This is a genomic window from Niallia alba (assembly GCF_012933555.1).
In the GTDB taxonomy this organism is placed as follows: Bacteria; Bacillota; Bacilli; order Bacillales; family Cytobacillaceae; genus Niallia; species Niallia alba.
Genome location: NZ_JABBPK010000001.1, coordinates 2,297,538 through 2,317,032, shown reverse-complemented (window position 1 = coordinate 2,317,032; position 19,495 = coordinate 2,297,538). Strand labels below are relative to the sequence as shown.

The 19,495-nt window shown below is 36.2% G+C and carries 18 protein-coding genes, 1 pseudogene, 3 riboswitches and 1 other annotated feature; of the genes and pseudogenes, 6 read left to right on the top strand and 13 right to left on the bottom strand.

Features of this window, described 5'->3' with window-relative positions; genetic code table 11:
- Positions 1 to 33 precede the first annotated feature (33 nt).
- The 11 genes and pseudogenes from HHU08_RS11005 to metE form a co-directional block, all read right to left on the bottom strand.
- Positions 34 to 1,592, bottom strand: a protein-coding gene (locus tag HHU08_RS11005; protein ID WP_169188433.1) for an IS3 family transposase whose coding sequence is annotated in 2 segments (ribosomal slippage) — positions 34 to 953 and positions 953 to 1,592 — 1,560 coding nt in all. Because the reading frame shifts where the segments join, the coding sequence is not laid out codon by codon here.
- Between the two features lie 174 nt (positions 1,593 to 1,766).
- Positions 1,767 to 3,227, bottom strand: a complete 1,461-nt coding sequence (lysS, locus tag HHU08_RS11000; RefSeq protein WP_169188432.1) for a lysine--tRNA ligase — start codon at positions 3,225 to 3,227, stop codon at positions 1,767 to 1,769.
- Between the two features lie 95 nt (positions 3,228 to 3,322).
- Positions 3,323 to 3,604, bottom strand: a binding site (T-box leader).
- Between the two features lie 40 nt (positions 3,605 to 3,644).
- The gene (locus HHU08_RS10995; protein ID WP_198013228.1) at positions 3,645 to 4,136 is read right to left on the bottom strand and encodes a hypothetical protein; all 492 of its coding nucleotides are present in this window, start codon (positions 4,134 to 4,136) and stop codon (positions 3,645 to 3,647) included.
- A gap of 89 nt (positions 4,137 to 4,225) precedes the next feature.
- A complete protein-coding gene (locus tag HHU08_RS10990) occupies positions 4,226 to 4,540 on the bottom strand; it encodes a DUF3892 domain-containing protein (protein ID WP_016204659.1) in 315 nt (104 codons plus the stop codon).
- Between the two features lie 54 nt (positions 4,541 to 4,594).
- Entirely contained in the window at positions 4,595 to 5,020 is a 426-nt protein-coding gene (locus HHU08_RS10985; RefSeq protein ID WP_169188431.1) for a VOC family protein, read from the bottom strand.
- A 690-nt stretch (positions 5,021 to 5,710) separates the two neighbouring features.
- Entirely contained in the window at positions 5,711 to 6,001 is a 291-nt protein-coding gene (locus HHU08_RS10980) for a DUF4359 domain-containing protein (RefSeq protein WP_169188430.1), read from the bottom strand.
- Positions 6,002 to 6,303: 302 nt separating this feature from the next.
- Entirely contained in the window at positions 6,304 to 7,023 is a 720-nt protein-coding gene (locus HHU08_RS10975; protein WP_016204662.1) for a YebC/PmpR family DNA-binding transcriptional regulator, read from the bottom strand.
- A 282-nt stretch (positions 7,024 to 7,305) separates the two neighbouring features.
- On the bottom strand, positions 7,306 to 8,139 hold the full coding sequence (locus tag HHU08_RS10970) for a methyl-accepting chemotaxis protein (RefSeq protein WP_016204663.1): 834 nt from the start codon (positions 8,137 to 8,139) through the stop codon (positions 7,306 to 7,308).
- Positions 8,136 to 9,002: a HAMP domain-containing protein gene (locus HHU08_RS10965; protein WP_016204664.1), complete on the bottom strand. Its 867-nt coding sequence runs from the start codon at positions 9,000 to 9,002 to the stop codon at positions 8,136 to 8,138. The genes HHU08_RS10970 and HHU08_RS10965 overlap by 4 nt, the downstream gene beginning before the upstream one ends.
- Positions 8,986 to 10,661 (bottom strand): annotated as a pseudogene (locus HHU08_RS10960) (pyridoxal phosphate-dependent decarboxylase family protein). Before HHU08_RS10960 ends, HHU08_RS10965 begins: the two are co-directional and overlap by 17 nt.
- A gap of 56 nt (positions 10,662 to 10,717) precedes the next feature.
- Positions 10,718 to 13,003 (bottom strand): 5-methyltetrahydropteroyltriglutamate--homocysteine S-methyltransferase, encoded by a 2,286-nt coding sequence (gene metE, locus HHU08_RS10955; protein WP_169188429.1) that lies wholly within the window; start codon positions 13,001 to 13,003, stop codon positions 10,718 to 10,720.
- A 221-nt stretch (positions 13,004 to 13,224) separates the two neighbouring features.
- A riboswitch (cobalamin riboswitch) is annotated at positions 13,225 to 13,413 on the bottom strand.
- Positions 13,414 to 13,492: 79 nt separating this feature from the next.
- Positions 13,493 to 13,603: riboswitch (SAM riboswitch) on the bottom strand.
- Between the two features lie 221 nt (positions 13,604 to 13,824).
- Between metE and HHU08_RS10950 the strand changes: the two genes are divergently transcribed.
- The 4 genes from HHU08_RS10950 to HHU08_RS10935 all read left to right on the top strand — a co-directional run bounded on the left by HHU08_RS10950 (position 13,825) and on the right by HHU08_RS10935 (position 16,953).
- The gene (locus HHU08_RS10950; RefSeq protein ID WP_016204667.1) at positions 13,825 to 14,154 is read left to right on the top strand and encodes a YolD-like family protein; all 330 of its coding nucleotides are present in this window, start codon (positions 13,825 to 13,827) and stop codon (positions 14,152 to 14,154) included.
- A gap of 15 nt (positions 14,155 to 14,169) precedes the next feature.
- Entirely contained in the window at positions 14,170 to 15,435 is a 1,266-nt protein-coding gene (locus tag HHU08_RS10945) for a Y-family DNA polymerase (protein WP_169188428.1), read from the top strand.
- Positions 15,436 to 15,666: 231 nt separating this feature from the next.
- Entirely contained in the window at positions 15,667 to 16,407 is a 741-nt protein-coding gene (locus HHU08_RS10940; RefSeq protein WP_016204669.1) for an AAA family ATPase, read from the top strand.
- 72 nt (positions 16,408 to 16,479) lie between these two features.
- Positions 16,480 to 16,953, top strand: a complete 474-nt coding sequence (locus tag HHU08_RS10935) for a hypothetical protein (protein WP_101729973.1) — start codon at positions 16,480 to 16,482, stop codon at positions 16,951 to 16,953.
- A 26-nt stretch (positions 16,954 to 16,979) separates the two neighbouring features.
- Here the strand turns inward: HHU08_RS10935 and HHU08_RS10930 are convergent, their stop codons facing one another.
- On the bottom strand, positions 16,980 to 17,225 hold the full coding sequence (locus HHU08_RS10930; RefSeq protein ID WP_169188427.1) for a hypothetical protein: 246 nt from the start codon (positions 17,223 to 17,225) through the stop codon (positions 16,980 to 16,982).
- A 119-nt stretch (positions 17,226 to 17,344) separates the two neighbouring features.
- Positions 17,345 to 17,427: riboswitch (cyclic di-GMP riboswitch) on the top strand.
- Between the two features lie 72 nt (positions 17,428 to 17,499).
- Between HHU08_RS10930 and HHU08_RS10925 the strand changes: the two genes are divergently transcribed.
- A complete protein-coding gene (locus tag HHU08_RS10925) occupies positions 17,500 to 17,694 on the top strand; it encodes a hypothetical protein (protein WP_145999680.1) in 195 nt (64 codons plus the stop codon).
- A gap of 172 nt (positions 17,695 to 17,866) precedes the next feature.
- Complete coding sequence (locus tag HHU08_RS10920) at positions 17,867 to 18,334, top strand: hypothetical protein (RefSeq protein ID WP_101729975.1); 468 nt, start codon at positions 17,867 to 17,869, stop codon at positions 18,332 to 18,334.
- A 19-nt stretch (positions 18,335 to 18,353) separates the two neighbouring features.
- Here HHU08_RS10920 and HHU08_RS10915 read toward each other — a convergent pair whose 3' ends face one another.
- Complete coding sequence (locus HHU08_RS10915) at positions 18,354 to 19,403, bottom strand: LLM class flavin-dependent oxidoreductase (protein ID WP_101729976.1); 1,050 nt, start codon at positions 19,401 to 19,403, stop codon at positions 18,354 to 18,356.
- Positions 19,404 to 19,495 lie beyond the last annotated feature (92 nt).

Below are 19,495 nucleotides of genomic sequence, written 5' to 3'. Positions count from 1 at the left end.
TGTCAAGTAGACAGTGGAAATAATAAAAAAGATCTAAGCGGCTTTAACTCTATATTCCATAGGGCTAAGGCCGTTTAATCGTTTTTGATATCTATTGTTATTATAAAATTGGATATAGTCATCTATCGCAAGAGAAAGTTCTTCAAAGGTCTTATATTTGTGTAAATAATACTTTTCACATTTCAGTGTCCCCCAAAAAGACTCCATTGGACCATTATCAATACACTTTCCAACTCGTGACATACTGTGTGTTATCTCTGCTACGTCTACTTTAAGCTTAAAACCTTTTGAAGTATACTGATACCCTCGATCACTATGGATAATCGGATGTTCTTCCTCCAATAAAAGTACGGTTGCTTGATCAAGCGTTTGGAATACAAGTTCATTATTATTCGATTGTCCTAAAACATAGCTAACAATGGATCCATCATATAGATCCCGAATGGCACTTAAATATGCCTTCTTTGATGAACCATACTTAAATTCTGTCACATCCGTCACCCACTTTTCATTTGGTTTTGTTGCAGTAAATTCCCGATTTAAGATATTCTCTGCCACTTGTTGGGGAACGGAGCGTTTATAACGTTTTTTCTTGATACGAATAATCGAGCGTAAGCCAACCACTTTCATTAGTCGATAAATTCTTTTATGATTCCATCTTTCTTTAAACTGTCTATTCATGTGAAGAGTCATTTGGCGATAACCGAAGATGCCCTCCACTTTTTCATGGAGAATTTTCATCTCTTTCATGATTTTCTCATTCAATAGCTCTTGAGAAGAAGGAACGCGATGAAGCCACTTATAATAGGCGGATCGTGCAATTCCCGCTATTTCACTCAGTAAACGAATGCTTATATTCTCTTCCTGATGGATCTCTTGAATAGCGATATACTTATCCTCCGATTGGATTTGACTTATTTTTGCCTCCTTTCTATCTCCTCTAACTTTTTTAAAAATAAGTTTTCTGCACGTAATCGCTCATTTTCTCTTTCTAACTTTTTCATTTGAAGAGTCATTTTCTCCTCTGGAGTTAGCTCTAATTCCTCTTTCGTAGAACCACGCCTATCTTTCAATGCATCTACTCCGCCATCTTCATACTTCTTAACCCATTGATAGATTTGTTGATAAGAAACCTGATGAGTATTAGCTGCTTCTTGATAGTCTTTTTTGTTCCCTAAACAATCTAGCACAATTTGTATTCGTTCTTCCCAAGTCGTTTTTCTTCCCTTAGTCATAGAGCTCGTCCTTCCTTGTGACGTATCTTTTATTTCACTATGACTATTATACTTCTTAATCCACCCTCTAAGGACAGATGGATCGGATATTTCATACATTCTCGTAATTTCACGAATCGAGTAATTTCCAGAGGCATAATCTTGAATAGCGGATAATTTTAGTTCTTTAGAATACTTTTTCCAGGAAGAACTCTCTTTTAGTCCTTCTAAACCGAATGTATCAAATTTATATTTCCATTCCAAAACGGTAGAATAGTGCACCTTATAAATCGATGAAACCCGGAGTGACGAATTTACTTCCCCAAAAGCTTTCACTATTTGATATTTCTCTTCTACAGAATAAGATTTTCTAGGCATAAAAATACTCCCCTACAAGTAACCAGATTTTTATTTTTTAATCTGTCTACCTATAGGGGAGCATATCACTTAGCATGTGCGTATAATCGTTCGGGGTTTTATTCATTTTAAGAAAGAAGGTTTGTGGTGGTCACCCGCAGACGGAATACAGGTGAAATTACTAGAAAGTTTCATTCAATTTTTTTTCGTTAATGGAAACAATATACAATCTTTAATCGTCTCACTATCTGTTAACACCATTAATAAACGTTCAATTCCGAATCCCCAACCAGAAATTGGCGGCATTCCATATTCCATTGCCAATAAGTAGTCCTCATCCATTTCCATTGCTTCTAAATCACCGCCACTTTTCAAAACTGCTTGTGCCTCTAATCTTCTTCTTTGTTCGATAGGATCTACTAATTCTGAATATGCATTGATAATTTCCGCCCCATTAACTACTAATTGAAAACGATCGGTAATTGCTGGATTATCATTATTCGCTCTTGCTAATGGTGATAAATCAATTGGGTGGTTGATTAAAAAGGTTGGTTCTATTAATTGTGGACGACACATTTTTTTATATAGAAGATCGATAAAGTTCCCCCTACCTAAAGTTTCGATACTGTCTTGTTCTAAATAAATATTTCTCCGCTTTGTTTCTTCATATAAGTCTTTTACATCGGGAAATAAATCGATATCAATGCCTGTATCTTTTAGAATTAACTCCCTAAATGAAACAACATTCCATTCTAAAGAAAAATCAATTGTTTTTCCTTGAATAGTAATAACGGTTGTATCAAAAGCATGGTTCAGAACATATAAAATCATTTCACGCATGAGAGCCATTGTATCTTCATAATTCCAATAAGCTGCATAGCCTTCCACCATTGTAAATTCTTGAAGATGTTGAGGACTGATCCCTTCATTTCTAAAGCATTTTGCAAACTCAAATACTTTTGTAAAACCACCTACAATTAATCTTTTCAAGTAAGTCTCTGGTGCAATTCGTAAATTTAATTCTGTATCTAACGAATGATGATAGGTTCTAAATGGACGAGCTATCGCACCAGAAGAAGTATGCTGTAATACAGGTGTTTCCACTTCTAAAAAATCTTTTTCTTCAAGAAATCTACGAACGGCACGCACTAACTTTGTTCGCAGTAACATCCGATCTTGTGTTTCTTTTGTCATCATTAAATCTAAATAACGTTGTCGATAACGGGTATCTATATTGCTTAATCCATGCCATTTTTCTGGCAATGGGTGCAATCCTTTTCCAAGTAAAACATATTTTTCAATCCGAAGCGTTTTTTCCTTTGTTTTTGTCGAATACATCTTCCCTTCCACGCCAATAAAATCGCCTACATCAAAAAAGTTCCCGAAATCAATAGCAGACTGCTCCCCAACCTCCTCTTTTTTCAAAAGTAGTTGCAGACTCCCTTGTATGTCTGAAATGGTGATAAAACTAAATTTACTAAACCGACGAACCCCCATGATTCTTCCTGCTACTTGAACTCCTGATGTACCATCTTCAAGCAATGACGCTTCATAAAGTTCATAGTTTGTCTGGAATCTTTCTGGATATATCAAAACCCCTTCTGATCTTAAAGTCTCTAATTTCTCTATTCTCCGAGTTGTTTGTTCCTGACTCATTCTGTTGCACTCCCGTCTTTTTGTTCGTTTATCGAATCTTTACATACCAATTTATCTATTAAAATAAAAAAACTCCCACCCCCAAGATTATTCATCTTGAGGACGAGAGTTATTATTAACAACTTCGTGGTACCACCCCAGTTTATTGATATGTTGCCACATCAACCTCTTCGGGTACGGCAACGCTAAATAGTTGATTATACCCTATCTCTATAACGGGAGATCCCGTCGCAGTATCACAAAAAAATGAACCATCATCTTTGATCCGTGCGAAAGCTCCAAGCCTTTTTTCATTAAGATCCTTATTACTCCTTTTCACCAACCGGAGCTCTCTTTAAATAATGAATCAAAATTACTCTTCTCTTCTTAGCCGAATATTCCGTATTTATTTTAGAAATATTAACTTATATAAAAATTTTAGTCAATAGAAATATTGATCATTTTTTTTAATAATGGGGCTAATACAGTTATGCTGTTTGGATGTGCTAGCATACTTACAAAGCTTGTAAATTCTTCAGCGCTTTTTATTAATTCTTTCATAAATATCCGTTCGTCAAAAAGGAATTTTTCCATTTTATTATTTATAATACGGAATAACACCTGCTTTTCTTTCCTTGTATGAATCCTTTCCATTTTCCAGATTTGATTGTGAATGAAATAACTTGTTTCTCCATATCCATTTTCCAAGTATTGTAGAGTCATTCGAAGAAACCCAATCCACATTAATTCAACATCATCGCAATGTTCCTCTGAAATAACGCTTTGATCATAATATGTTATATGTATGAACCCCTCTAGCAAACTGTTGTTTCGCATTTGGTAATCACTTGATATGCTTATTGCTTTCTCATCTGTAATATTGACTTTATCTCTTTTCAAATCAAATATATATGTGTTTATACTTATCACTCTCTCACCCCAATGGACCTTACAGCAAATATAAGTGGATCGCATAGAAGAGAATATCCAAATGAACATTCTCTTCTTCCTTTTTCCTTTTAAAAAGAAGGCAAATTATCTAAGTTATTTTCTTTAATCCCATCTGGTTCACTACGTATAATATCTCTGCCATACTTATGAAAAACATCAACATGCGCAAGCTTCCCTGCTTTTGCTTCTTCAAGGGCGGTAATATAATCTAATTCTCTTCCACTACTTGTTTTAAAAGCAATAATATCATCATCATCATTTTTACGAACTGCAACAATTTGCTCTACACCTGAATCAATTTCCTCAGCGGCTTCCATTTGCGCTTGGCCTTTTGCTTGTTGTAAGTATTCGTCATATATTTTTTGATAGTCTTTTTCATCCATAATGCCACCTCCAAAAACATAGTGTGCTCTGGGGATGATAGAGTTATGTATTATTTATTTTTGTTGATTAATTAGATATTTCTCTTTAAAGCTTGGACTTAACTCACTCCATACATCAAATTTATTTCCATCCAAATCGTAAAAGACAAAATTATTACCTGGATGCCCTCTATCCTCGATATTACCAACCGTAACTCCTTTTTCCTTTAGCAAGGAATGAAGTTTCCTTAATTGGTCAATTCCGTCTACTTCAAATGTCATGAAAAAATGCTCATTGCCTCTATGATCTTGAAAAATAGCCTTTACTCCTTCTTTTGCTTTAACAAGAAAGAAGCTTTGATTTGCAAAGTCCAGAATGGCTTTATCTTCATTTCTGAAATTTTCTATTGCTCCTAATTTTTCTTGATACCAGTTTGAAGCTACCTCTGGATTTACAACAGGGAGATAAATCGTTCCCACTCTGTGGATTAGTGTATTCATTATTATTCTCCTTTTGAATAGGGTACAATTTCTTCTTATATTCAGCGATAAGGAAAATATATCCTTTTCTTTGTATTTTGTTTATATATAGCGTGGTTTGGCTGATATATTTATTTTTTGGCTGATTTCCTCGCTACTTTGGCTGATATATTTATTTTTTGGCTGATTTCCTTGTTACTTTGGCTGATATATTCTTTTTTTGGCTGATTTCCTTGTTACTTTGGCTGATATATTCTTATTTCGGCTGATTTCCTTACTAAGTTTCATAATTTCACAAAAGAGATTCAGGAATCGATGTAAAATTCGTAAATCCCGATGCAACTGCCTCCAAACCAATGATTATTAATGCAATTAATGGGGAGCTTTCAAGCAAATTAGACCATAACAAAAAAACACTGTTATAGAACATATAATATCAGAAATTATTAAAATGTTTTTTCCTGATACCTTATCAATTATAGTTCAGGTTATGCTACTACCAATTAGACCCCCAAATGCAGCTATTAAAGTGCATATATTTTTTGATAGTCTGTGGATTATTGTATTCATCTTGATTAGCCCTTTTTTGATAAAGTAAGAATACTAACTTCATTCGACAAAAGGAAAAGATATCCTTTCTCTTTCTTTTGTAAAAAACAGAGTTTGGTTAATCGAAGCTCTTATCCCAGCAAAAAAGAGTAGCTTAAAATGCTACTCTCCTTCCTTTAACCATATAAAGTTATTGAATATCCCTATTGCTAACAAAGCTTTATCAGTATTATTACTATATTTTGTTTCATAGAGCGTAAACAAGACAAAATCTTTTTTCGTTGTACCCATTTTAATCAAAGATCCACCAAGTAATCCTAGTAATGGTCCCTCTTCTTGTTTAATTTGATCCCCAACCCATTCTGCATATTCATCTTTATCTGAAGGATTAGTTACAATAGAAATCATTAAGGCAAAGCAAAGTAGTAAAAGCAGCCAGTATCTTTTCTTCATAAGATCCCATCCTTAATTTTTTCTTCTAGTATTTCCTAATTTATGAAAATCCATCCTAGAAATACACAACAAGAGAATCAGGGAGCTTTTATGAAAATGGGGAAATAAATTATGAAGTGGTAATGTTACGAGTCATGTTAATGTCAAGTTGTTTAGAAAAGCAAATGCTGTAACTGAGCTCGGCGAAACATTTTTGATTTTCTAATCATATAAAAACTCTTAATCACCATCTGCTACCAATAAAGAAAAGCCCCACTCTTGTATGATTTCTGTCATACAAGAGTGGGGCTCAATTCTCTATATTACTCGCCTAAATCCACATTATGATACACTTGCTGCACATCGTCTAGATCTTCGATTGCATCGATCATTTTCTCGAATTGTGCTTGTGCTTCTGGATCTAATGTTACGTCGTTTTGTGCAAGCATTGTTAGTTCAGCTACAGTGAATTCTGTTACGCCTGCTTGTTTGAATGCTTCTTGTACGGCATGGAATTGATCTGGTTCTGCATATACAATAACAGAATCTTCTTCTTCCATGATATCGCGTACATCTACATCTGCTTCCATTAGAAGCTCTAATGCTTCTTCTTCTGTTTTTCCTTCTACGCCGATAACTGCTGTTGCATCAAACATATAAGAAACGGAACCACTTACTCCCATGTTTCCGCCATTTTTACCAAATGCGGCACGAACATCTGAAGCTGTTCTATTTACGTTATTTGTTAAAGCATCGACGATTACCATCGAACCGTTAGGACCAAAGCCTTCATAGCGAAGCTCGTCATATGTTTCTTCTGAACCGCCTTTTGCTTTTTCAATTGCACGGTCAATAATATGTTTTGGTACACTATATGTTTTTGCGCGCTCTAGCACAACTTTTAGCGCTTGGTTAGATTCTGGATCTGGTTCCCCTTGTTTAGCCGCTACAAAGATTTCACGTCCGAATTTTGCATAAACACGACTAGTATTTGCGTCTTTTGAAGCTTTTTTGTCTTTAATATTGTTCCATTTACGACCCATTATGAACACTCTCTTTCTGCTTATACATTCAACTTATTTATTATAGATAAAAACATGGTACTTCTTCAACTTTTATTTGTTATGTTTCGGCATTTATCTAACTGCCGTTTCTTAAAGCCACTAATATTATACATGAAATGTTGATTTTATTCAGCTTTTTGCTCAAAACTTTATGGCGAATCTTTGACAGATCTCACCATATAAAAAGGAGCGACCCATAAATTAGACAGCATCTTGAATGATACAATCAATAATTTAGGAAGCTCCCCCTTTTTAGTAGTATTAAAGTTTAAATTTATTTACGATTGTTTGTAGTGATTCTGCCATTTGAGATAAAGTGTTTGTTGCTGACACCATTTCTTCCATCACAGCTGTTTGCTCTTCCGATGCGGCGGACACATTTTGGGCATGTCCTGAAAATTCGCTAGAGCTCTCAGATAGGTTATCCAGTGATGTGGCGATTTTGCTGCCACTTTCGTTCATTTCAACCACTTTTTCTTCCATAGCTGAAATTTGATTTGCGACAATATGAACAGACTTGCGAATATTTTCAAATGAAGAGCCTGCTTCGTCCACAGTCATAATGCCTGTTCGAACGGCTTCATATCCTTTTGACATCGTCTCAACAGTTTTAATCGGCTGATCTTGGATGAAGACGATTTTTTCACTAATTTGATTTGCCGCGCTAGCTGATTCTTCTGCAAGCTTTCGAACTTCTTCTGCTACTACCGAAAATCCTTTTCCATGCTCTCCAGCACGTGCTGCTTCGATCGATGCATTTAGCGCTAGTAAATTTGTTTGCCCAGCAATATTTGTAATCAAAGTAACTATCTCATTAATTTGATTAGAACTTTCATGTAAATACTTAATGACATCAGCCGATTCGCTAACATTCGTATTAATAATTTGCATTTGCTTAATCGCTTTGCCTACAACATTCGAGCCCTCTTCTGAAATTTCGGCTGTTCCTGTTGCAGCATTCGTAACCTCTTTAATTTTCCCAGTCATATCTTCTAAATGATGCGCAATTTTTTCTACTGCCCCACTAATTTCTTCAATTGCATTTGTTTGTTCATTTGTTCCAGATGCTACTTCTTGTATCGAGTCATTAATCATCTAATAGAAGAGCTTGTTTGCTCGGTGCTAGAATATAGTTGCTGAGAAGTTGCTGCTACTTGCTCCGAGTTGATGGATACCTCACCAATTAAATCTTTTAGTTGTGTTACCATTTTGTTAACATTAGCTGTTAAAGCGCCTATTTCATCATTAGATGTCACCTTTAATGTCTCACTAGTGAAATCTCCTTCTGCCAGAGGTTCTACATATTTTGCTAATGCTACAATTGGTTTAGAAATACGTTTGCTCATCCAGTATGCAATAAGACTACCAAGTAGTAATACGATTAAAATAAGGCCTACCAATACATAGATAATTTGTGCGTATAATTCTTTTATAAAAGAAGCATCCATATCTATCCCAAGTATTGCTTGTGTCCCATCCACATGTACAAATATAGATTTGTGGGTACCAAATTCATCTTCATAAATTTCACTGAATAATTTTTCTCCTGCTAATGCACGATTCATCTCATCCGTAAATCGATATTCGCTTCCGTTCTCATCTGTCTCACTTAAGGCAATGATATGTCCATCATCCCCAGCTTTCCCTAAGACGTAGACATTTTCTACGTTTGTTTGTGCTTTTAAGTCATTTAATGGACTAAGCAGCTTTTGATATGCTTCTTGATTTCCTTTTTCTGCTTCTTCTATATATTCTCGTTCAATTTCATTAGCAGCTACTTGAAGATTGGCTTCTATTGTTTGTTCAAACCCTTTTAATACTTGATTTTCAACGATTCCTCGCGTAAATACTATCGTAACAGCAGTAAAGATTAAACTACTAATAATTAGCGGGAGTAAATATCCTTGTAAATTTTTCTTAAAGATAGAACTTTGTTTTTTCTTAGTAGCTAAGCTCAAGTTCTTTTTCCTCCTGTTCTGTCACTAATTCAGCGTTTTTTAGGACTTCTGCTATTCTTGGTTTCAAAAATTCAATGATTTCATCCATATGCTTTTCTTCTGTAAAAGGAGAGATAGAGAAAAATTTGGAAGCATATACTGGATAACGTTCTTCTGAATCGTTTGCTGCAATCATACACACCTTTTTCGTATCCCCAAAAAAGTATTCTTCTCTATCTCTTCCGAGTAGTTCGAATAACTTCTGATTTAGCTGATTCATTTGTTCGATTGCTGTGCTTGATGATTTACCAGCCATTTCTTCCTTCCATTCTGCTTTCTCTGCGTATAAACGGAATACGCTAACAGGCCCAATCGTAGGATTAATAACGGAAACAGTTGGAAACTGCTTTTCTAATTTTTCACGGAATGCTAGATTAACACGAACATAGTTTGCTAGTATTTGTTGATAGCCCTCGACTCCAAAAGCTTGTAATGCGGCATAAATCGCAATCGAACTTGCCACTCGTGAGCATTCTAGTGTATAACCAGTATGATAGCTGCCATAACCATGATTACCAACATATGGAGTCTCAAATTCTTCTAAATCTAGTAAACCTAGAGAGCCTCCGTCTTTTGCTAAAAATAAGCTTGTTAAATAAGGTGTCTGTCCAAGCTTTTGGAAATCAAAGCACAAACTATCTGCTAAAGATACATACTGCATGCGTTCTTTAATACTAGCTAATCCTTCTAACACATTTTCTTCAAATTGCAATGGTTTTTTTTCAAAATCATAAGAGGTAAAAAGACTATAAAAGCCACCTAATGCGGAGTCCGCATGGACATGAATATCCTCTATTCCGTATGTATCCATTAAGGATGCAATTACATCTTTTACCTCTTTTACATTGTCAATTCCAAACGAGTCAGTTGTACCAGTTGTTGCTACAATATATATAGGTATGCCGCCCGCTTCGATTACATTTACTAATTTCTCTTTTAAATCACCAATGTCCATCGAATGATCTTCTGTTGTTTTCACACGGATTAAATGGTTGCTTCCGATTCCTGTTGCTTCGACCGATTTTAGTAAGCTATAATGAGCGCCTTCTGATGCAAAGCAATATAAATTAGAAGGAATCCCTTCTTCTTTTGCTTTGGGATATTTTTTCGCAATAGCTAAGCGTAAACCTGTAAATACAGCCCCTTGTCCGCCCCATGTTGTATATCCAAAGCTTTTCGTATGATCGTATCCTACTAACTTAGACATCATGGAAACAACCTTCACCTCAGCTTCAGCTCCAGCTGGTCCATATACATCCCATAAATTATTTCCATTTACAAGAATGGTTGTCAGCATTCCAATAATCCCTGGAATACTTGCCATCGGTAATACATTGGTTACAAATTTATGTGTATGGTATGGATGTCCTTTTACTAATTCTAGTAAATCTTCAACTACTGCTTACATATTTTTCCACTTTGTAGAACGATTGATTGCTCCACTAGCTGCCGATAAAAATCATCATCTCTGTTCTTTGTTTCCCCAAGAATAGATTTATTCGGATTCTTATAGGAATCTACCTCTTTAATTAATCTATTCCTTAAATCTAGTAAATACTGTTGCTGCTCTTTGTTTCCATCTTCACTTGGAAATAGGCGCTGAATCTCTTGTAGTTCCATTTAACTACCCCCCTAAAAAAAACTCGCGACTAATGTCACAAGTTTTTTGGGATCTTTCACAAATTCTTCACTACTAGTTTTTCTCTTGTTTCTTTTGCTGCCTCTACCATTACCTCTAATGCACCGATTGTTTCTTCTTCATTTCTTGTTTTCAATCCGCAATCCGGATTAATCCAGAACAAGTGTGGATCAAGAACGCCTAAAGCATGTTCAATGTTTTGGGTAATTTCTTCTTTTGTTGGCACCCTAGGACTATGTATATCATATACGCCAAGCCCGATTCCTTTATCATAGGTTTTCTTCGCAAATGTTTGAATAAATTCGCCGTGACTTCTGGAAGTTTCGATCGAAATTACATCCACATCCAGAGCATCGATGGCATCAATAATGTCTTCAAAATTTGAATAACACATATGTGTATGAATTTGCGTTTCTTTTTCCACAGAAGTTGTTGCAAGTTTAAAAGAGTAAACTGCTGTGTCTAAATATGGTTTCCATCTCTCCTTTTTTAATGGCAACCCTTCACGAATGGCCGGCTCATCTACTTGAATCATGCGAATATCGTTTCTCTCGAGCTCCTCCACTTCTTTCTTAAGGCTGAAAGCTATTTGTTTCGCTACTTCTGCTCTTGAAATATCATCTCTTACAAAGGACCAGTTTAAAATCGTAATCGGTCCTGTCAGCATTCCTTTTACAGGCTTAGTTGTCAGACTTTGAGCATAGACGGTTTCTTTCACCGTCATTGGCTTCACATACGCTACATCTCCATAAATAATAGGTGGTTTCACACAGCGGGAACCATAGGATTGAACCCAACCGTATGTTGTAAACTGAAAACCAGCTAGTTTTTCACCAAAATATTCAACCATGTCTGTCCGTTCGAATTCTCCATGTACAAATACATCTAATCCTAAGTCTTCTTGAATCTCAATCCATTTTTTTATTTCTGCTTGAATGAAAGTTTCATATTCTTCATTGGTTATTTCTCCTTTTCGCCATCTTAACCGCTCCTTTCGTACTTCCTTGGTCTGCGGAAAACTTCCAATCGTGGTTGTCGGAAGAATTGGGAGCGAAAAAGCTCCTTGTTGTGCTTGCTGTCTTATCGTTACATTTTCACTTCTTTCTGGCTTATCAGAAGCTCTATTTAATTCTTCATGAAGGATTTGATTATTTCTTGCTGAGGAAGCGTTTAATTTGCTAATTGCTTCTACACTTTGGTCGATTTGTGCTTGAATGGCTGCTTTTCCTTTTCTGACTCCCTCTGTTAACGTACTTATTTCTTGCAATTTTTCATCAGCAAAAGAAAGTGCTACTTTTACAATTGGATCTATTTGCTCTTCCTTCACCGTTACTGGTACATGAAGTAAGCTTGATGATGGCTGGATAATGATATTTTCACTTCCTACAGCCTTCTGGATCTTCGCAAGCAAGCCCCATTTTTCTTCTAAATTAGTTCTCCACACATTTCTGCCATCAATAATGCCTGCTGCAAGGATTTTATCTTCAGGAAATCCGTATTGCTGAATAGATGCTAAATGTTGTCCGTCATCATGAACAAAATCTAAGCCGATTCCTGCTACAGGTAAAGAAATGATAGTTTCATAATCTGTCACGGCGTCAAAATAGGTTTGAAGAATCACCTTTAATTTTGGTGCCGCCTCTTGCAAGGTATGATATATTTGCTGCGTTATTTGCCATTCTCTTGGTGTAACATCTGTGACTAAATATGGTTCGTCTATTTGAATCCATTTCACTCCTTCTGCTTCTAGCTCCTTTAAAATCTGCGCATATAAAGGAAGATAAGATGCCACTGTTTCTTCCAGTTTATCTTCTTCATAGCCTTTTGCTAATTTTATAAAGGTCAGTGGTCCTAACAATACTGGTTTTCCTTCGATTCCTAATGCTTCTTTTGCTTCCCGATAAAAGAACAACGGACGATTTTCTGTTAATGTTGGCTTTCTTTCCCCGAGCTCAGGTACTATATAGTGATAGTTTGTATTGAACCACTTTTTCATTGCTGCTGCTACTGCAGTTGTATTTCCACGCGCAATCTGAAAATAAGTTTGTAAAGGAACCTTGCCCCCATTATAAGCAAATCTTGATGGCACTTGCCCGAACATAGTAGCCGTATCTAATACATGGTCATAGAAACTAAAATCACCGACAGGAATTAAATCAATTCCTTGCAACTTTTGCTTCTGTAAGTTTTTCAATCGAAGGTTCTTCGTTTCTTGCAAAAGCTCTTCTTCCGAACAGTCACCCTTCCAGTAACGCTCCAATGCTCTTTTCCATTCTCTTTTTTCTCCAATTCTCGGATAGCCTAAATTAGAACTTTTGTACATTCTGCTTCCCCATTTCCTATTTTTTTATCTCAGGCAAAAGTTAGTAAAAAAAGTCTGACGTCCACATTGTATCTATATAGAAGCTCTCTACCTTCTTGCTTCTTAGATAAATAGTGGAGTCAGACTTTTATGAGATACGCTCATTTAAGTTCAGCACTAACTAGAATTGAGACAATCTTTATCCCAACACATATTCTCCCTCCTCTATATCCACGTAGAGTAGCTTGCTTACAAAATAGGCAGGTCTCCTGACTTAGAATCATCACTCCTTCTCCCCTTCCCATCTAAAAAAGACAGTGGATATGAGAATTTGCTCCTCCTCACAGTGGCGGGACCGTGCCGGACTCTAACCGGTCTTCCCTTTTAAGCTATGAAGTGGAATTCACAGCACCTATTTGCGGTTATTCAGTTTTTTCGTTCATTACGAGAAAAATAAAAACCTCCCTTATTTATAAAATAAGAGAGGCTCCGTCTTGTATCTTTATCCCCCTCTTATTTTTCAAAGCCATGAATGGCTTTGCTGGAATTAGCACCTTTTCTTTAAAAAGAATGGTTGCTGAGGTTTCAATGGGCCAGTCCCTCCACCTCTCTACATAAGAGTTTTTATTCACTTTTTCGAATTAACAAAATATTAGCACGATAAATTCTTGTTGTCAATTCTTGTTTTATTGATTATTAAGAATTCTTTTGATAATTTTGGATGCGCAAAATTTTAAACGTTATAATCTTTTTCCTCATTTTACAAGTTATTTTTCTTTTATCTCTTCTTGATTACGAACATTTGTTCTGTTATAATAGAGCCACTGAGGAGATGATTTAAAATGCTACGTGATCGAGGCACAATTAAATGGACAGCGATGATGTTGCCAGAGCATGTTCAAAGTATAAAAGACGCTCTAGAGGAAGCAAAAAAAATAAAAATGCCTATTTTAGAAGAAGATAAAATACAAGAAATGGAACTACTTTTACTCGAAGGAATCGAATATAATCTTTTGCTTCACTATGATATTTTTAAAAATGGGACGATTTATCGTTTAACCGGCCAAACAACCTATATTGATCATTTAAAACGTGAGCTTCGTATTCTAGATACGAATAATCATACGCACTCTATTCCTTTTCACAGCTTAGTAAACATACAAAACGATTAAAAAAGGAGCATTACCGTGTTTGATTATACGCAATTTCCCAATAGAGCGATTCTGTGTATTGATATAAAAAGCTTCTATGCGAGCATTACCGCTGTCACAAAAGGATTAGATCCCCTCGCTTGCCATCTTGTTGTGGTCGGAAATACCGAACAAAAAGGTAGCGTTGTTCTAGCGGCATCTCCTGCCATGAAGAAAGACTTTCGCATAAAAACAGGCTCTAGACTTTTTGAAATACCAGATGATTCTAGAATTATCGTAAGTAATCCACAAATGGGACTATTCGTTCGGGTATCGACCGAAATAACGAAATTGTTTTTTCGATACGTCCCTCCTTCTGCTGTTCATACCTACTCTGTCGATGAAAGCTTTCTTGATGTAGGCGGAATGGAAAAAAGCTTAGGCTCCCCATTGGAAATAGCACAGAAACTAAAAGCGGATATTATGCGGGAGTTTGGTTTGCCTTCCACTATTGGAATCGGCCCAAATATGCTTATGGCAAAGCTTTGCCTTGATTTAGAAGCAAAAAAAGCAGATAACGGAATCAGCAGCTGGTCTTATGAAGACATTCCTCATAAGTTATGGCCTATTTCCCCTTTACGCGATATGTGGGGGATTGGAAAACGAACGGAAAAAACATTAAATAATATGGGGATTTTCTCTGTTGGCCAATTAGCGCGTTATGATTTAGCGTTGCTGGAGAAAAAATTTGGCATTATGGGTAACCAGCTTTACCATCATGCCTGGGGAATTGATTTATCTGAAATCGGCGCCCCCATTATGCAGGGACAAATCAGCTATGGTAAAAGCCAAATTTTATTACGGGACTATAAGAAACTCCAGGAAATTAAATCTGTTCTCCTTGAAATGTGTGAAGATGTAGCCAAAAGAGCACGAAGCAACCATCATGCAGGGCGGACGGTCACATTAGGTATTTCATACAGCAAAGATGAATTCAGCGGCGGTTTTCTGCGCTCTCGAACAATCGAAAATCCAACTAATATAACCATGATTATTTATCAAGTTTGTCTGGAATTGTTTCAGGAAAACTACCGGGGACAAACTGTTAGACAAATTTCTGTTTCTATTACAAAATTAGAGAATGATTATGACATGCAATTAGATTTATTTGATACAGGTGGCTGGAAAAAAAGAAAGCTTGGATATGTTGTTGATACTATTCGAAATCGCTATGGATCGACCGCTCTCCTCCGTGCTGTTTCCTACACTTCTGGCGGTACTGCCTTACAACGAGCTCAGCTTCTTGGCGGGCATAAAAAATAAAGGCTGTTTTCTAAAGAATTGTTGTTTTTTTCAATAGAAAAAAACAATTAGTTGGAAAATTGGAGCAGCTGGAATACACGAGACGCCACGGGGATTAGCGAGACAGTCTGAGACCCCAGAAGCGAATGAGGAGGCTTAAGCTTAGCCCCACGGAAAGCGAAGTGTATTCCGGCTGCGGGTAATCGCAACAAACTTTACGAAAACAGCCAAAATAAAAAATGAGGTGTATCAATGCTAAAGAGAATCCGATTAAAAGAGGAAAATATCCTGTCAAAAAGTCAATATCCTTTTACTATCCCTGCCCTTAGCAATTTAGGCTCTCTTGATTTCAAAAGTAAGGTGACGTTTTTCGTTGGGGAAAATGGATCTGGAAAGTCTACCTTACTTGAAGCTATTAGCTATCAATGCCAATTCAACACAGCAGGCGGCGGCAGAAATAACAGTTATGACGTTCATTCTTCCCAGTCCGATTTAGGAGAATATTTGCAGCTATCCTGGTCCCCTACTAAGCTAACGAATGGATTTTTTCTACGGGCAGAATCTTTTTATCAATTTGCTACACATATTGATCAACTGGATGAGCTCGATCTGAAAAAAAAATATGGAAGCTATGGTGGTAAATCATTATTAGAGCAATCGCATGGTGAATCCTTTCTCTCTCTCTTTCTTCATCGCTTTAAAGGAGAAGCAATTTATTTACTGGATGAGCCTGAAGCAGCATTATCACCGCAACGGCAACTAAGCTTTCTCCGCATCCTCCATGATTTAGCGGAAACAGAAGACTGCCAATTTATTATTGCCACCCATTCTCCTATTCTATTAGGGTATCCTAATGCAACGATACTGAGCTTTGATGGAGACCAAATAGAGGAAACAGAGTACGAAAATACGGAGCACTATCAAATCACTAAATACTTTTTACAATATCGTGAGAAAATGTTAAAGGATATATTCGAGGAAGAGGATATGTAAAAATTTAAAAAACAGGATAATCTAATCAAAAAAGTAAATAGTATAACTATCTGATTGCTTAAGGGGATTGCTATGATTGGATTATTGCTCTCTGTCTTTTTATTTAACTTTATTGCTTATAAAACAAATAAGAAATTAACATGGAACCAAATTTTACATATATGGCTATTCACTATCTCTTTCCAGCAACTTTTTGATTTATATGTAGATGTAGGATACCATGCCTACTGGTACTTCAGTAAATCAGAAGTGGATTGGGAATCCATTATTCACATTTTATTTTTAGTACCACCTGTCAATATTATTTTCCTAAATCTTTATCCGATGAAAAAGAGTGTTCTACATAAAGTTTTATTTATTTTCATATGGAATTTTATCATTGTAGGATATGAGTGGCTCACTTTACTCCCATCTCCATGGGGTTATTTTCATTATGGCTGGTGGCGACTCTCCTACTCGTTTCTCATTAACCCGATCTTATTATTTATTTTAATAAAATATTATAAGCTAATATCTAAGCTGGAGAAGAAATCCCTTTCGGCGTAATTCCTGGAGTGAGTACGCCTTAGTTTTTAGTTTTTTCTTATGATTGTTTGGTTTGGCTGATATATCGAATTTTTGGCTGATTTCTTCTTGCGTTTGGCTGATATATTGAATTTTTGGCTGATTTCTTCTTGCGTTTGGCTGATATATTGAATTTTTGGCTGATTTCTTCTTGCGTTTGGCTGATATATTGAATTTTTGGCTGATTTCCTTTTGCGTTTGGCTGATATATCGAATTTTTGGCTGATATCCCCAAACATGCGGATTAAAATCATTATTTATCCTTTCCATTTCTGCTTACTAGACAATAAATAGGACTATAAACTCACTTTTTTTACAAAAATATAAAAAAATCATGACTATATACCTTGAATTAACGGAATAACATGGTAAAATTAAATTTGGGCAAATTTTACGAAAGTAAAAGACGCAAAGCCACGGGCCTAAAGCAACTGCTATGGCAGCCGGGTTGCCAAGATTATATCGTATATCTTGTTAATAAAATCTTCCTGTCTAATTTGCCTTATAAAATTAGAAAAGAGGAATGTTATGGTTATGTTTTACCCAACTGTAGTAACTGATGAAAAACCGTGTGTTAGACATGTTGTAAAGGACAAAAATTATTGTATGTGTGGATCGAAGTATAAATCGTATTCCACCTTTAAAAGATCTGACTTTAAACGAATTGAATTTAAGCAGGTAACTGATATCACTTGTCCTTACTGTCAATCCATCATTAATTAATGATGGATTTTTTATTTTGTACGGCTTACGCTCACAGACACAGATCAACTTTCGCTACTGTATATTTTTCGATTCAAATTATCATTTTTAGGATAGTATCGAAAAATTGACGAAAACTAAAAACGGTTTCATTTTTCACCATTAAAAACTTTTAAAATGGAGATGGCGACCTATGTCGATTGTTTTTTTGCGAATATGCATGGTTTTAATAAGTTGGGGAAGCCTGTTGTTTCTTCCAAAATCAATTATCAAAAAATTTATTCCCGTCACTTTTTTCTCTGCTTCTATTCTTTTAGTTGAAACACTTTTATCCCTTATCTTTAAATGGTGGAAAGTAAAAGGTGGATTAAACTCACTAGTCGCAGATGCATTGGGATTTATATTCGGCCCTTTTGTAGTCATTAATATTTGGATATTTCATTTAACACATAAAAGGTTTCTTGTATATACATTAGTAAATTTAATCATGGATCTTATTTTTGCTTATCCGTTAAATGCATTTTTTCAAAAAGTAGGCTTCTATAAATTGAAAAAATTCACATCTATTCATTTATTCTTGACTTCATATGGCCTGTCTTTTCTTAATTACTGGTTTCAAAAATTTATCGTATCAGATAAAAATATTGGGAATGCTCGCTAAGAAGCATTCCCGATATTTTTTAGCTTTCACTTTCCCATGCTGCGATTTCTTTGCGGACAAGTGGAGCTACTTCTGTACCAAGCAATTCAATTGCTCGCATCACTTGATCATGGGGCATGCTGCCAACAGGAACATGGAGCATAAAACGAGTAATACCAACGTTTTTGCGCAAAGCAATAATTTTATCTGCTACTGTGCGTGGATCTCCTACATACAGTGCTCCGTTTTCACTCCGGGCTGCATCAAAGGTTTCTCTTGTATAAGGTCCCCATCCTCTTTCTTTTCCAAGTACATTCATTGCATATTGGGTAGACGGGAAGAAAGCATCTGCTGCGAGTAGTGTATCCTCTCCAACGAACCCATGAGAATGAGAAGCAACCGTTAACTTTTTCGGATCATGGCCAGCATGCTCAACTGCACGGTAATAGAGATCTACAAGAGGTGCAAATTGCGCTGGATTTCCTCCAATAATTGCTAGAACTAGCGGTAAACCAAGAATCCCGGCACGTACTACAGACTCACTATTTCCTCCGCTTCCAATCCATATTGGCAATGGATCTTGCACTGGACGAGGATAGACGCCTAGATTATTAATGGCTGCACGATGCTTTCCACTCCATGTTACTTTCTCTGATGCTTGCAATTTTAAAAGCAAGTCTAATTTTTCATCAAATAATTCATTATAGTCATTTAAATCATAGCCAAAGAGCGGAAATGATTCAATAAAGGAACCGCGGCCAGCCATAATTTCGGCACGTCCATTAGATAATCCGTCCAAAGTTGCAAAGTCTTGAAACACGCGGACTGGATCATCGGAAGAAAGAACGGTAACTGCGCTTGTTAAACGGATATGACTTGTTTGTGTGGCAGCTGCTGCTAAAATCATCGCAGGTGCTGAGGCTGCGTAATCTTTTCGATGATGTTCCCCTACACCAAAGACATCTAACCCCACTTTATCTGCTAAAATAATTTCCTCTACTACTTGGCGAATTCTTTCTGCATGGCTAACTACCTTCCCTGAATGTGGGTCTGGTGTAGTTTCCACAAATGTACTTATTCCTATTTCCACTATCTATATATCCTCCTTAAGAAAACACAATAATCGTAAAGCAAAATGATCACTTCTTCTCCTATTAAAACAGGAGATGTCTCGAATTACAA

What these genes read in the sequence shown, in the direction of transcription:
- HHU08_RS10950 (WP_016204667.1), top strand. Translation starts at nt 13,825, where the DNA reads ATGCTACGTGATCGAGGCACAATTAAATGGACAGCGATGATGTTGCCA.
- HHU08_RS10930 (WP_169188427.1), bottom strand. Translation starts at nt 17,225, where the DNA reads ATGATTTTAATCCGCATGTTTGGGGATATCAGCCAAAAATTCGATATA.
- HHU08_RS10985 (WP_169188431.1), bottom strand. Translation starts at nt 5,020, where the DNA reads ATGAATACACTAATCCACAGAGTGGGAACGATTTATCTCCCTGTTGTA.
- lysS (WP_169188432.1), bottom strand. Translation starts at nt 3,227, where the DNA reads ATGAGTCAGGAACAAACAACTCGGAGAATAGAGAAATTAGAGACTTTA.
- HHU08_RS10980 (WP_169188430.1), bottom strand. Translation starts at nt 6,001, where the DNA reads ATGAAGAAAAGATACTGGCTGCTTTTACTACTTTGCTTTGCCTTAATG.
- HHU08_RS10920 (WP_101729975.1), top strand. Translation starts at nt 17,867, where the DNA reads ATGTCGATTGTTTTTTTGCGAATATGCATGGTTTTAATAAGTTGGGGA.
- metE (WP_169188429.1), bottom strand. Translation starts at nt 13,003, where the DNA reads ATGTACAAAAGTTCTAATTTAGGCTATCCGAGAATTGGAGAAAAAAGA.
- HHU08_RS10925 (WP_145999680.1), top strand. Translation starts at nt 17,500, where the DNA reads ATGGTTATGTTTTACCCAACTGTAGTAACTGATGAAAAACCGTGTGTT.
- HHU08_RS10975 (WP_016204662.1), bottom strand. Translation starts at nt 7,023, where the DNA reads ATGGGTCGTAAATGGAACAATATTAAAGACAAAAAAGCTTCAAAAGAC.
- HHU08_RS10940 (WP_016204669.1), top strand. Translation starts at nt 15,667, where the DNA reads ATGCTAAAGAGAATCCGATTAAAAGAGGAAAATATCCTGTCAAAAAGT.
- HHU08_RS10970 (WP_016204663.1), bottom strand. Translation starts at nt 8,139, where the DNA reads ATGATTAATGACTCGATACAAGAAGTAGCATCTGGAACAAATGAACAA.
- HHU08_RS10935 (WP_101729973.1), top strand. Translation starts at nt 16,480, where the DNA reads ATGATTGGATTATTGCTCTCTGTCTTTTTATTTAACTTTATTGCTTAT.
- HHU08_RS10990 (WP_016204659.1), bottom strand. Translation starts at nt 4,540, where the DNA reads ATGGATGAAAAAGACTATCAAAAAATATATGACGAATACTTACAACAA.